Origin of the sequence: Streptomyces sp. BBFR2, assembly GCF_044497305.1 — a bacterium.
Taxonomy (GTDB): Bacteria; Actinomycetota; Actinomycetes; order Streptomycetales; family Streptomycetaceae; genus Streptomyces.
This window is the reverse complement of the sequence record NZ_CP172415.1, coordinates 3316888-3330064: the sequence shown is the minus strand read 5'-3', so window position 1 is coordinate 3330064 and position 13177 is coordinate 3316888. Positions and strand designations below refer to the sequence as shown.

11 protein-coding genes are annotated in these 13177 nt (G+C 74.8%); 2 read left to right on the top strand and 9 right to left on the bottom strand.

Translation table 11 applies throughout. The features are described from left to right. Positions 1–718 precede the first annotated feature (718 nt). The 7 genes from pheA to ACGH2B_RS13115 form a co-directional block, all read right to left on the bottom strand. Positions 719–1645, bottom strand: a complete 927-nt coding sequence (gene pheA / locus ACGH2B_RS13145) for a prephenate dehydratase (RefSeq protein ID WP_399088263.1) — start codon at positions 1643–1645, stop codon at positions 719–721. 134 nt (positions 1646–1779) lie between these two features. Further along, positions 1780–3141 (bottom strand): iron uptake transporter deferrochelatase/peroxidase subunit, encoded by a 1362-nt coding sequence (gene efeB, locus ACGH2B_RS13140; RefSeq protein ID WP_399088261.1) that lies wholly within the window; start codon positions 3139–3141, stop codon positions 1780–1782. Then, positions 3138–5462: a copper resistance CopC/CopD family protein gene (locus ACGH2B_RS13135; RefSeq protein ID WP_399088259.1), complete on the bottom strand. Its 2325-nt coding sequence runs from the start codon at positions 5460–5462 to the stop codon at positions 3138–3140. The genes efeB and ACGH2B_RS13135 overlap by 4 nt, the downstream gene beginning before the upstream one ends. 247 nt (positions 5463–5709) lie before the next feature. Then, the gene (locus ACGH2B_RS13130) at positions 5710–6288 is read right to left on the bottom strand and encodes a copper chaperone PCu(A)C (RefSeq protein WP_399088257.1); all 579 of its coding nucleotides are present in this window, start codon (positions 6286–6288) and stop codon (positions 5710–5712) included. Then, positions 6285–6935, bottom strand: coding sequence for an SCO family protein (locus ACGH2B_RS13125; protein ID WP_399088255.1), 651 nt, complete (start codon positions 6933–6935; stop codon positions 6285–6287). The genes ACGH2B_RS13130 and ACGH2B_RS13125 overlap by 4 nt, the downstream gene beginning before the upstream one ends. 69 nt (positions 6936–7004) lie before the next feature. After that, a complete protein-coding gene (locus ACGH2B_RS13120) occupies positions 7005–7778 on the bottom strand; it encodes a YcnI family protein (protein ID WP_399088253.1) in 774 nt (257 codons plus the stop codon). Between the two features lie 175 nt (positions 7779–7953). Continuing rightward, positions 7954–8826 carry a hypothetical protein gene (locus ACGH2B_RS13115; protein ID WP_399088252.1) on the bottom strand — a complete coding sequence of 291 codons (873 nt, stop codon included), beginning with the start codon at positions 8824–8826 and terminating at the stop codon, positions 7954–7956. A gap of 244 nt (positions 8827–9070) precedes the next feature. On the opposite strand from ACGH2B_RS13115, the gene ACGH2B_RS13110 reads away from it, so the two are divergent. Together ACGH2B_RS13110 and ACGH2B_RS13105 are read left to right on the top strand one after the other, a co-directional pair. Next, positions 9071–9532, top strand: a complete 462-nt coding sequence (locus ACGH2B_RS13110; protein WP_399088250.1) for an ATP-binding protein — start codon at positions 9071–9073, stop codon at positions 9530–9532. 551 nt (positions 9533–10083) lie between these two features. Continuing rightward, on the top strand, positions 10084–11523 hold the full coding sequence (locus tag ACGH2B_RS13105) for a LuxR C-terminal-related transcriptional regulator (protein ID WP_399088248.1): 1440 nt from the start codon (positions 10084–10086) through the stop codon (positions 11521–11523). Between the two features lie 87 nt (positions 11524–11610). On the opposite strand, the gene ACGH2B_RS13100 is transcribed toward ACGH2B_RS13105, so the two are convergent. Both ACGH2B_RS13100 and ACGH2B_RS13095 read right to left on the bottom strand, forming a co-directional pair. Beyond that, the gene (locus ACGH2B_RS13100; RefSeq protein WP_399088246.1) at positions 11611–12189 is read right to left on the bottom strand and encodes a TetR/AcrR family transcriptional regulator; all 579 of its coding nucleotides are present in this window, start codon (positions 12187–12189) and stop codon (positions 11611–11613) included. Positions 12190–12409: 220 nt separating this feature from the next. After that, positions 12410–13156, bottom strand: a complete 747-nt coding sequence (locus ACGH2B_RS13095) for an SDR family oxidoreductase (RefSeq protein ID WP_399088244.1) — start codon at positions 13154–13156, stop codon at positions 12410–12412. Between the last annotated feature and the right edge of the window lie 21 nt (positions 13157–13177).

Here is a 13177-nt window from a genome sequence, read left to right as displayed (position 1 = left end):
GCGATATTCCCGCGCATGGCGCAATGTCTGTTTTGGGGTTATTTATTCTGTGCAGGTATGGGAAGGCGCGGGGGTCGGTCCGGGGGCCTGGGCGGGGCGGCGAGGAGGGAATGGCGGGAGGAATTCGGCGCATTCCCGTGGCGGACGCGGGGGTGCCGTTCATGTCGTGGCGTGGCGGTTTTCCGGGGTGTGGAGAGGGGTGTCCGGGGTGGTGGGGGCGGGGCGGCGTGGCGGTCTCCGGGTGGGGATTTCCGGGGGTGCGCGGTAGGGGGAAGCCGAGTTGTCCACAGGCTTGGGGGGTGTGGGCATTCTTATCCACAGGCTGTGTGTGGAATCTGTGGAACTCGGAACTTGCACCTCCGGGCGGTGAATCCGCTGCCGTGGATTAGGTGTCCAAACCCTCTTCACGCACTCTTTCGTGTGGCGTTACCTAGCCCTAAAGGGCTGATCACGGAAAAAGGGATGACGCGGTTCGAGGTGTGGCGGTGTGGGCCGAGGTGGTGAGGTCTGGGGTCGGCAGAGTGATTTGTCGATTCCGTCCGAATCCCGCGAGTGGTTACCCACAGGCGCCGGAACGCCCCTGTGGATAACCCTGTGGACAGTCCACAGGGGGGTGGAAACACCCGTGGTGGGGGCGTCGGACGGGACCGTGCGGGCGTCCGGCGGCGGCCGGAAGTCGCCGCTCCGGGCGCCCCGCGCCGTCAGGCGTCCGCCCGCGTCAAGGGCGGCCGTCCTGGCAGCGGTTGAGCCAGTCGGCGGCGTCGGTGAAGGCCGCGTCGGTCATATCGGGGCGGACGGTCGCCGCGACCTGGTCGGCGCGGGGGTACGAGCCGAGGAAGCGGACGCCGCGGCAGATCCGCTTGAGGCCCATCAGGACCTCGCCGACCCGACGGTCGGTGATGTGCCCCTCGCAGTCGACGGAGAAGCAGTACCGGCCGATGCCCTCGCCCGTCGGCCGGGATTCGATACGCATCATGTTGACGCCGCGGACCGCGTACTCCTGGAGGAGTTCGAGGAGCGCGCCGGGGTGGTCGGCGCGCAGCCACAGCACCAGCGAGGTCTTGTCGGCGCCGGTCGGTGCGGCGGGGCGGGCCGGGCGGCCGACGAGGACGAAGCGGGTGGCGGCGTTCTGCGCGTCGTGGATGTCGGTGACCAGCGGCTCCAGGCCGTAGGTGGCGGCGGCGAACTCACCGGCGAACGCGCCGTCGTAGCGGCCCTCCTGGACGAGGCGGGCGCCGTCGGCGTTGGAGGCGGCGGATTCCCAGGCGGCGTCGGGGAGTTGGGCGGCGAGCCACTTGCGGACCTGCGGCTGGGCGACGGGGTGGCCGGTGACGGTCTTGACGTCGGCGAGGGAGGTGCCGGGGCGGACCAGCAGCGCGAAGGCGATCGGCAGCAGCACCTCGCGGTAGATCATCAGGGGTTCGCCGGCGGCGAGTTCGTCGAGGGTGGTGGTGACGCCGCCCTCGACGGAGTTCTCGATGGGGACGAGGGCGGCGGCGGCCTCACCGCCGCGGACGGCGTCGAGGGCGGCGGGCACGGAGACCATCGGCTCCAGCTCGCGGGTGGCCGCCTCGGGGAGGGTGCGCAGTGCGGCTTCGGTGAAGGTGCCCGCCGGGCCGAGATAGGTGTAGCGACTGGCCGACATGCGGGTGTCTCCCTCGCGTTCGCGGCGGGGTGCCCCGCCGATCTCCCTGTGCCGTCACGATACCGAGCCCGCGCGGGGGGCCGGTCCGCCGTCCACAGGGCGGCCGCCGCCGGCCGCCACCTTGTGGATATCCGTCATCCCTCCAGCAGGGGCTGGGCCACGTACCCGCCGGATTCCGGGGCGGGCGGGACGGCGTACAGGCCGCTGGCCTCGTGGCGGAGGAAGGGGGAGAGGGCGTCGCCGCGGTCGAGTTTGCGCTGGACCTGGGTGAAGGCGCGCAGCGGATCGGCCTGCCAGCAGATGAAGAGGAGCCCGGCGTCCGGGGCGCCGTCGTCCCGGAAGCCGTCGTGGTACGAGAACGGGCGGCGCAGCATCGCGGCGCCCTGGTTGGTCTCGGGGGCGGCGATGCGGGCGTGGGCGTTGGCGGGGATGACGGGCAGGCCGTCGGGGCGGTTGGCGTCCAGGCGCATCGGTGTGGTCTCGTCGCCGCCGGTCAGGGGCGCGCCGGTGTCCTTGCGGCGCCCGATGATCTTCTCCTGGTCGGTGCGGGAGCGCCGCTCCCAGTCGTCGAGGAGCATCCGGATGCGGCGGACGACGGCGTACGAGCCGCCGCGCATCCAGGTGGCGTCGGCGTCGCGGCCGACGAAGATACGGGTGTCGAAGTCGGGGTCGGACGGCTTGGGGTTGTTGGTGCCGTCGAGCTGGCCCATGAGGTTGCGGGTGGTCATGGGGCGGGCGGTGGCGCCGGGGGTGCGGTTGAAGCCGTTCATCTGCCAGCGCAGGCGGGCGGTGGGGGCGGCTTCCTTCTGGAGGGCGCGCAGGGCGTGGAAGGCGACGAGGGCGTCGTCGGCGCCGATCTGGAGCCAGAGGTCGCCGTTGCTGCGCTTCGGGTCGAGGGCGTCGGCGGAGAAGTCGGGCAGCGGGTCGAGCTGGCCGGGGCGCTGCTTCGTCAGGCCGGTGCGGTCGAAGAAGGAGTGGCCGAGGCCGAAGGTGACGGTGAGGGAGGACGGGCCGGCGTCGGCGGCGACGGCGGTGTCGTGGGCGGGGGCGCGGCCCTCCATCAGCTCCCGGGCGGTGCGGGTCCAGCGGCGCAGCAGGGCGGCGGCGGCCTTGCGGTCGGCGTCCGGCGCGAGGTCGAAGGCGGCGAGGTGGCCGCTGGCCTGGAGCGGGGTGGTGATGCCGGGCTGGTGGGCGGCGCGGTCGGCGCGGAAGGGGACGCGGGTGGTGCCGATGGCGGTGAGCGGGGCGGGCGCGTCGCCGTGGGCGGCGGCCGTGCCGATGACGCCGCCCGCGCCGCCGACGACGAGTCCGGCGGCCCCGGCGGCGCCGACGGTGCCGAGCAGACGGCGGCGGGACAGCTCGACGGTGGGGCCGTCGGCGGGCGTGTCCGGGGCCGCCGGTGCGGACGGGGCGGTTCCGGGGCGCGGGGTCTGCGGGGGGACGGGCTTCGCGCCCGGTGTCGCTGCGCGGTTGCCGTGCGGCTTCTTGGTGCTCATCGGTCGATCGTCACGTTCCTGGTCTCGGTCACCTGGTCGATGTCGGAGGTCCTCACGAGGAGGGAGAGCTGCCAGCGGCCGGGGACGGGCAACTGGACGTCGGTGGCGCTCCAGTGGCCCTTGCCGGTGTGGGTGGCGGCCACCGGGAGCGGGCCGAGGCGCTGGGCGCCCAGGGTGAAGGAGACCTTCATCTCGGGGACGTCCATGGTGGCCCCGGAGGGGTCGGAGATCCGTACCCGGAGCTGGTTGCCGCCGCCCGCGCGGCCGGGGTCGAGGTCGATACGGGCGGTGCCCTCGCCGTGCGGGCCGCCGGTGTCGAACGGGATGGTCAGGACCCGGGGCTGGTTGGCGTCGGGGGACCGTTCGGCGGAGGCGGCCCGGAGGGCGGCCTCGGTGCGGGCAGGCTCGGTCCCGGTCAGCACGGTGGTGACGGCGAGGACGACGACGGCGACGCCCGCCTCGGCCAGCACCGAACGGCGCAGCCCGAGCCGCTGCGGGTCGGCGTCGCGCTCCCGCTTGACCCGTGCGGTGCTCAACGCCGCCCGCTGGCGCGCGAGTTGGGCGGCCCGTACGGGGTCGGGGGCGGTTTCCCCCACGGGGGCGGGGGGCGCCGCCTCGGGGGCGGAGTCCGGGGCGTCCCGGAGCGCGGGGGCGGGGCGTGCGTCGGCGCCGGTGCGCTCCGGTGTGGCGGCGCGCGCCGGGGCTGCCGGGTCCGCCGCGGGCTCCCCGGGCGTGTCCGGTGCGGCCTCGGGGCGGGGCTCCGCCGCCGGGTCCGCCGCCGCGTCCGTCTCCGTCCCCGGGGCGGGCGCCTGGCCGGGAACGGTGGCCGGGGCCGTACCGGCCGCTTCCGCCGTACCGGCCTCCGTACCGCTCCCGGCCCCCGCCCCCGCTTCGTTCTCCGTCAGGCGTCCCGTCCACCGGCGGGAGATCCAGGCGAGGCCGACGAGGAGGAGGACCAGGCCCGCCTTGAACATCAGGAGCCGGCCGTAGGCGGTGCCGGTCAGTGCGTGGACGGTGCCGACCTGGCGCCAGGACTGGTAGAGGCCGGTGGCCACCAGGGCGAGGACCGAGCCGAAGGCGAGGCGGGAGAAGCGGCGGACGGCGGCGCGTTCCACCGGCGGCCCCCAGTACAGGGAGACGACGAGGGCGGCGAGGCCGCCGAGCCAGGTGGCGACGGCGAGCAGATGCAGCAGATCGACGGGGATGGCGAGACCCGGCTGCAGCCCCGTGGAGGCGTGCTCGGCGAACGACCAGGTCGCGGCGGTCGCGACGGCGAGCAGCGCACCGCCCGCGGTGAGCCCGGCGGTGAGCCGCCGCAGCCGTACCCGCGCCGCGGCGCCGGAGCCTTGGGCCGGACCGCCGGGGGAGCCGGGGTCCGCCGCGTCCCCCGTAGGACCGGGGGCCGTCGCCTCGCCCGGGGCGGGACCCGTACGGGCCGCGCCTCCCGGTGCGCCTTCCACGCCGCCCGCGTCCGCCGCCCGCCGCGTCCGTTCGTACGCGCCGAAGAGCAGCGTGACGAAGAGCGCGGCGGCGGCGAGGAGGAGCAGGCGGGCGGTGAGGGCGATGCCGGTCTTCGTGGCCAGGACGGCGCGGAGGGAGTCGAGGTCGGCGATGCCGGCGAGGTCGCCGGAGCCGGTGTAGGGGCCGCGGAGCAGCAGGAGGGCGAGGGTCGCGGCGGTGAGGAGGACCCAGCCGCCGTGCACGGTCAGCCGCTGCACGGAGCGGACGCCCGCCGCGGCGGGGCGGCAGAGCAGGACGAACGCGGCGCCGCCGAAGAGCAGCACGAACCCGGCGTAGGCGAGGTAGCGGGCGACGCCGTAGAGCGCGCCGGCCGGGCCGCCGCCCGCCTCCTGCTGCGGCAGCGGCGCCTTGGTGGCGGACGGCGCGCCGATGGAGAAGGTGAACGCGCCGGAGACCGGGTGGCTGTCGGCGGAGACCGCCTGCCAGGCGACGGTGTACGTGCCGTCGGGCAGGCCGGGCGGCAGGCCCGTGCCGTACTTGACGCTCTCGCCGCTGCACAGGTCGCGGAGTTTGCCGCGGTCGACGCGGGTGCCGTGCGGATCGAGGACCCGTACGGAGTCGTCGCCCATCGCCACGCCCTCGGAGAAGCTGAGCGTGACCTGCTCCGGGGCGTGCGCCACCACCGCGCCCTGGGCCGGGTCGCTGCCGGTCAGCGCCGCGTGGGCCTGGGCCGGTGCGGCGGTGGCGAGCAGCAGAGTGCACAGGGCCACGGCGACGGCCGGCAGCCGCGCGGCCACCGCCCGCCGGAGCCGGACGGCACCGCGCCGGGGACGGGCGGCGGTGCCGGTGGGCGTCGTCATGGGTGCTCCCCTTCGTGTTCGTCGAGTTCGTCGAGTGGCCGCGGGGCCCGGGTACGGAGCGGACGTACCCGGGGGCCTGCGGGCGGCGGGCGCCCCTCGGGCGGGCCACCGGACCGGCGTGCCCTTGGGCGGGCCACCGGACCGGCGTGCCCCTGGGCGGGCCACCGGACCGGCGCATCCCAGGGACGCGCCACCGGACCGGCGCCCCCAAGGGCGGCGCACAACCGGCAGCCCGCCCCCGGGCCGGCTACTTGCGGCCGTGCCCGGAGTGGCCCGCGCCCCCGGAGTGATCCATGTGGTCCATGTCCCCCATGCCTCCGTCGTGTCCGCCACCGGCGTCGCCGGGCCGGTACGTCGCGGACTTCACCGGGACCTGGACGGTGATCGGGCCGGCCTTGGCGAAGTGCAGTTCGACGGTGACCTTGTCGCCCTCGGCGGGCTTGCGCTTGAGGCCCATGAACATGACGTGGTTGCCGCCGCTGGCCAGCTTCAGCGCGCCGCCCGCCGGGACGGGGAGGGAGGCGACGTGCTCCATGGCGTTGCCCTTGGTGATGTGCAGGGAGACGTCGTCGGCGAGGTCGCTGGTGACGGAGGTCAGCTTGTCGGCGCCGCCGGTGTTCTCGACGGTGAGGAACGCCCCGGCCATCTTGTCGGTGACCGGCTGCGGCATGTACGCGCCGGAGACCTTCAGCCGCGGGGCTCTCTTCGCGGCGTCGGCGGCTGCGGGGGCGCCGGACTTGTCCGACGTACCGGAGCCGCCGCAGCCGGCGAGGCCGAGGGCGCAGACGGCGGCGAGGGCGGTGGCGGCGAGGGTGCGGCGGTTCACGGGTTCTGCCCCTTGATGATCTTCGGGAGTGCGGCGGCGTAGTTCTCGGGGGTGGCGTCCTGCATGCCCATCCAGTGGATGCGGTCGTCCTTGGGGGAGGCCAGCAGGACCTGCGCGCCGTGGGTGGAGACCACGTCGCCGTTCTTCTTCACCACCGGCTTGTCGATGCCGATGTTGACGTCGCGGGCGCCCCGCTGGATGTCGGCGAACTTGCCGGTCAGGCCGGTGAAGTTCTTGTTGATGCCGCCGAGCCACTTCTTCAGGGCCTCGGGGGTGTCGCGCTCCGGGTCGGAGGTGATGAACAGGACCCGCAGATCGTCCTGTTCGGCCTTGGGGAGCTGCTTCACGGCGACGGCGAGGTTGGCCATCGTCAGCGGGCAGACATCCGGGCAGTTGGTGTAGCCGAAGTAGATGAGGGTCGGGTGGCCCTTCGTCTTCGCCAGCAGGTCGTAGGACGTGCCGTCGGAGTCGGTGAGGGTGAGGTCCGGCTTCTCGATCGGGTTGTCGAGCGTGACGATCGGCTTGGCGGTGGCGCCGGAGACCGACGCGGCGGGCTTGTCGCCGCCGCCGTCGTCGGGCCCGCAGGCGGTCAGGGTGAGGGCGGCGGCCGCCGTGAGGACGGCGGCGAGCAGGGTCTTTCCACGCATGGCGATATGTCCGGGGGTCGGTGAACGGGGGGCCGGGCCGGCGTCGCGCGGACGCCGGCCCGGAGGCGGTCAGGCGGTGCGGCGGCGTCCGGCGAGGACGCCGAAGCCGACTCCGATGATGCCGACGACGATGCCGACGACGCCGAGGACCCGGGCCGTGGTGTCGCTGCCGGAGGCGGCCGCGGCGGCGGTCGTGGTGGCCGCGGGCTTGGCGTCACCGGCGTCCCCGGCGGGCGGGGTGAGGGCGAGGACCGGCGCCGGGTTCTCCGGCTCCGGGGCGCCCTTCTTCGCCGGTTCGATCCAGCGCACGACCTCCTTGTTGTCGTACGTCTGGAGCGCCTTGAAGGCGATCTGGTCGGCGTGCTCGGGAAGCTGGCCGATGGAGAGCGGGAACTGCTGGAACTGGCCCGGGGCGATGCCCTTGCCGTCCGCCGTCCACGTGATCTTCGACGGCGCCTTGTCGATCTTCTCGCCGTGCATCTCCAGCGGCTTGGCCAGCTTCGCCTCGGTGACCTCGACGGTCCAGCCGGGCACCGGCTGCGGCATGACGGACGCCAGCGGGTGGTCGGTCGGCAAGGTCACCTCGACCTTGACCGTCGAGGCGTTGTCCCGCTCGTTCGGCACCTTGATGCCGACGGTGGCGTAGCCGCCCTGTTCGGCGGTGCCGGGCTGCACGGTGACGTGCGCGAAGGCGGGCGCGGCCAGCAGCAGCACACCGCCCGCCGCGAGGCCGCCGATCACCGGCAGGCGCCGCGCGAGGCGCCGGGCGCGCCGCGGCGCGGACGGGGTGGCGGCCGGTGCCGCCGGGTGGGGGTCGTTCTGAGGTGTGGTCGCAAAAGCCATGGCGAAAGGTCTCCACATCGGCGTCGAAGGCGTCGACGAAAACGGTGTCGACGCGCAGAGCGTCAGGCGTCGGCGCGGCGATGCGTCCGGCATCGGCGCGCCGCGCGAGGGAAGGTCCGGCGCAGGCGGTGACGGCGCTGGAGCCCGTACCCGGAGGCCGGGCGGGGCGTGCGCGTCAGGCCGCGAGGGCGTATCCGGCGGTGCGGACGTGCCCCGGGACCGCGGCGGGCGGGCCCCGCCGGACGACGCTGTGCTGGAGTGCCGGATCCTCGGGCCCGGACGGGCCCGCCGCGTGCGCGAGGGGCGCCGCGGGGCCGGTGCGGTGACCGGGCAGCCCGGCGAGGAGGACGCGGACGAGCGCCAGCGCGGAGCGCAGCGCCCCGGCCAGGGCCCGCGCCGCGGCCTCGTGCGCCACCGGTGCGGAGAGCCGGATCAGCCGCCACAGGGCCGCCTCGCCGCGGCGCAGCAGCCAGCCGGCGGCCAGTGCGGCGAGGATGTGGCCGAGCAGCATCGGCAGCGACGGCAGCAGCGAGTGCGCCATCGGCGCGCCCGCGAGGTGGTCCATTCCGGTTCCGGCCATACCGTGCGCGCCGCCGGTGCCGAGGACCTCGGCGGTCCGCGGGTCGGCCGGGTCGAAGCCGTTCTCCGCGACGATGCGCTGCGCGGTCTCGCCGCCGAGCCGTACGCCGTCGAGACCGCAGGTCAGACGCCGTGCGAGAGCGATGACCGTCGCCTCGTCGAGCCGCCCGCCCGCCGTGGTGCCCGGGGCGGCGCAGCGCTGCCCGGTGGCGAACAGGGCGTGCAGGGCGAGCTGCCCGACGGTGAGCGCCGCGGCGATACCGGGCAGGGAGCGTTCCCGTCCGGCCAGTGGCGCGGCGACGAGGAGGACGGCGGCGCACCCGGCGGCGAGCGTCCACACCGGGACGGTGGCCAGGGAGCCGGCCATGTGCCCGGCCGCGGACAGCGCGACGCAGACCGCGGTGAACACCGCGGCCCTCAGCAGCCGCAGATCGGCGGCGGCGCGCGCGTGGCGGGCGGGGGCAGTCATGGCCGCGCCATCATCCCACCCGCGTCACGGGCGGCCTACGGCAGGTCGGCGCGCGGGGGCGCCTGAGGGGCCCACCGGAGGACACCGGGGCGCGCGGGGGCGCATACCCCGGAGCGCACTTACACGGCGCGCTCGGTACTCCGCATCCGCCGAACGAGCGGTGTGCCGCCCCGCGCATGCTTACGTCGCTCCTACGGCGGCAATACGTAACGGTATGTCGAGCCGCGGCCAGGAGGCTGGAGCGATGAGCATGTGGTGGTCACTCCATCTGCGCCGGGAACCGGCCAGTGTGCCGCTTGCCCGGCGCCTGCTGCTGGGGGCGATGGAGACCGCCGGCGTCGATCCGGACATCTGCTACGACCTGTCGGTCGCCCTCTCCGAGGCGTGCGCGAACGCCGTCGAACACGGCGGTGGCGAGGACGGCTCCGACTACCGCGTCACGGCGTACATCGACGGCGACACCTGTCACATCGAGGTCAGCGACTCCGGCCCCGGCTTCGTCCGCGCCCCCCGCTCCGCCGACCCGGCCCTGCTCACCCCGCCGCCCGCCCCCGCCGACGCCGAGGACGGCCGGGGCCTCTTCCTCATCGAGGCGCTCACCGACCACGTCCGGTACGCCACCGGGACGGGCCGAAGAGGCGCCGTGGTCAGCTTCGACAAGATCCTCAAATGGCGGGAGGGCGCGGCGCTGCCGATGGCGTCGTAGCGCCCGGGGCGGGCGGCGGCGCTCGCGGTGTTCTTCGGCGGTCCGCCGGTGCGGGCCGCCTTTTCCGTGCGTGGGGTCCGTGCGCGGACGCCGGTGTCCACGACGGGGACCCCTACGGATCTCCCTTGGCGGACCCGGTGCGTCGAGGTTCTGTACCACGCGCATGCAACCCGTTCCAGGGCCTCGTTTCTCGCGTGGAGAGAAAGCCCTAACTACCTCTCTGAGCTGCGCAATTGCCCGCCGAAAGTAATGTAACGACCGCATCCAAAGGCTGTGTTACGGTGACGATGCGTTGGGTCGGACACGGGTCGTACGCACAAGGGGGAGGACGCATGTGCACACGGGGGGCACGTCGCGCGGGCGCTGATCGGAGCGCGTTCAGGGCGTGGACGGGGCGGGGGCACCGGCGGTGCCGCGCGGTTTCCGTATAGCCCTTCTTCTTCTGTACGGACCCCTTCTTTTCTTTATCTCCCCACGGGGCGTGAGGTGCCGGGCGGTGCCCGGTGTCACCGCGCGACGGCGGCCGTCCCGACGACGAAGGCGATACAGACATGCATGTTCTGCCCGGCCCGCATGAACTGCCCCTGCGCGGGCGTACGGAGGAGACCGCCGGGGTGCGGGAGCTGGTCGAGGCCCCGCCGGTGCCCGGCAGTGCGCTGCTGACGTTCGAGGGCCCGCCCGGCATCGGGAAGTCGCGGATGCTGCGGGAGGCGGGCCGGGTGGCGCGGGAGGCCGGGTACGCCGTCGTCAACGGGCTGCCCGAGGGGTGCTTACCGACGGACCGCCCGCTGGCCGTCCTCCTCGACGATCTGCACTGCGCGGGTGAGGAGGAGGCGCGGAGCCTGTACCGGCTGCGCGGCGGTCTCATCGACGCACCCGTGGTCTGGATCACCGCCCGCCGCGCGGGCCGGGACCACCGGCCGGCCGAGGAGATCCTCCTGGGCATGGCCGGCTACCAGGAACGGTGGATGCTGCCGCCGCTCCCCGCCGCCGCGCTCGACGTCCTGGCCGCCGACTTCTTCGGGCGTCGCCCCGGCCCCGCGCTGCGGCGCGAGCTGGCCGGTGCCGGCGGTCATCCCCGGCTCACGCGGGCGCTGATGGAGGGGCTGGTCGAGGAGCGGCGGATCCGCGGCGGCGCGGCCGTCGAGCTCGTGGACGGGCCGGTGCCCGCGCGGGTGAGCGCCCTCGTGCGGAGCCTGACCCGGGGATGGTCGCAGGAGTGCCGCCGGATGGTGCCCGTCGCGGCGGTCCTCGGCCCCCGGATCGTCTTCGCCGAGCTGGCGCACGTCCTCGGGCTCACCCCCAGCGAGCTGCTGCCCGCCACCGAGGAGGCCATCGCCGCCGGGGTGCTGAGCGCGGACAGCCGTGACCTGGCCTTCACCGGTGAACTGCTCTGGCGCGTCCTCCACGACTCCGTGCCGCCGACCGTACGGGCCGCGCTGCGGCAGCAGGCCGCTCCGCAGCCGCCCCGGCGCTCCGCGTACGCCCGCCCGGCCGGGCACCCGGCGTCCGCCCGGAGTCCGCGCGTCCGGCACGCCTCCGGGAGCCGGCGGGCCCGCACCGTCCACCCCGCCCGGGTCCCCGCGGGGAGCGCCGCGCCGCCGCTCGCCGCGGCCCGCGCCGACCGGCCCCGGGCGTACGCGGCCGGGGGCCCGCTCCTGGCACCGCAGGCGCGGCCCGAGCCGGTGCCCGCCGTCGGGACGGTGCCGGACGGGCGGCCGGGAACGGCGCCCGCCCCGGCCACCGCCGTCGCGCCGGACGCGGCCACCGCGGTGACGTCCGCCCGGACCGGCCCGTGGGAGGCGCTCAACGAGCGGCAGCGGGCCATCGCCCGGCTGGTGATCGGCGGGCTGACCAACCGGCAGATCGCCGCCGAGATCCATCTGTCGCCGCACACCGTCAACTACCACCTGCGCCGTATGTACCAGGTGCTGGGCATCGGCTCCCGTATCGGTCTGCTGGGCATCGCCCACACCAAGGGGCTGCCCTGACGGAGCCGGGCGGCGGGCCTCAGGGAGGGCGTCGCGGTCTTCGTGGGGCCGTGGCGACCTGATCCACGAAGACCGGAAAAGACCGCCCTAGAGCGTCGCCAGCACCCCGTCCACCGCGTCCGTGAGCATGGCCCGGTCGGTGGCGATCTTGCCCAGGACGCGCAGGCCGTTGAGGACGGCCAGGATGGTGCGGGTCGCGCGCAGCGGGTCGGCGCCGGCGGAGATCTCCCCGGCGCGCTGGGCGATCAGCAGCACCCCGCAGAGCGTGGACTCCATCCGGCTCGACTGCCGGCGGATGACATCGCGGATGACATCGCTGCGGGCCGATACCTCGACGGCGGCGTTCACCACGAGGCAGCCGCGGTGGTCGGTGTCGACGACGTCCGCGTCGATGACGCCGTACATGAAGGTGCGCAGCCGCTCCTTGACCGGGCCGGGGCGCTCCAGGGCCGCCAGCAGATCGTCGAAGGTGGCGTCGGCGTACCGGCGCACGGCCTCCTCGTACAGCGACTGCTTCGCGCCGAACGCGTTGTAGAGGCTGCCTCTCCCCAGACCCGTACGGCGGCACAGTTCCTCGGCGGAGGTGCCTTCGTAGCCGCGCGCCCAGAAGGTCTGCATCGCGGCCTCGATGACCTCGGCGTCATCGAACGTACGTGGTCTGGGCATCTGGCCATCCTAGGTCTTCTGTACTGCTCGGTTGCAACGGACCGGGCCGCCGGGCTGTTCCTGGGCCGGGCCGAAATGCCTGCCGGGAAGGGGAGTTCGGCGATCGGGGGCGTCCGGCCGGGGCGTTCGGCGGACGTGCGCGGAGCCGCGCCGGGGGTGCCGTCGTGGGACCGTTCCAGATCCCTGGCACACCCCGGCGCGGCTCCGCCGTCCGGTCGGGTCAGGCGGTGGTGCCGCCGTCCACCGCCAGGTCCGCGCCGGTGATGAAGCCCTCGGGCTGGCCGGCGAGGAAGGCGACGCACGCCGCGATCTCCTCGGGCGACGCGTAGCGGCCGACCGCGGTCAGCGCCCGCTGGGCGTCCGCGTTCGGCCCGCCCGACGGGTTCATGTCGGTGTCGGTCGGCCCCGGCGAGACCTGGTTGACGGTGATGCCCCGCGGTCCCAGGTCCCGGGCGAGGCCCTTGGTCAGGCCGGTCAGGGCCGATTTGCTCATCGCGTACAGGGTGGCGCCGGGGCCGGGCACCCGGCTGCCGAGGCAGCTTCCGACGTTGATGACGCGGCCGCCGCGCCCCAGGTGCCGGGCGGCGTGCTGGGCGGCCACGAACGCCGCCCGGACGTTGACGTCCAGCGTCCGGTCGACGACGTCCAGCGGGATCTCGGCGACCGGGGTGCCGGACACGTCCATGAAACCGGCGTTGTTGACGAGCACGTCCAGTTGCCCGAAGTGCGCGGCGACCTCGTCGACCGCCCGCCCGACCTGGGCGGCGTCCGTGAAGTCGGCGCGCACGGCGAGCCCGGTGCCGCCGGACTTCCCGACGGCGCGGACGACGTCCTGTGCCGCGTCGGCGTTGTTGACGTAGGTGACGGCGACGTGCGCGCCGTCCTCCGCGAGCCGGCGGGCGATGGCCGCGCCGATGCCCCGGCTGCCGCCGGTGACCAGAGCGACATGCCCTCGCAGGGAACTCATGCGGTAACTCCTTGGTGGCTT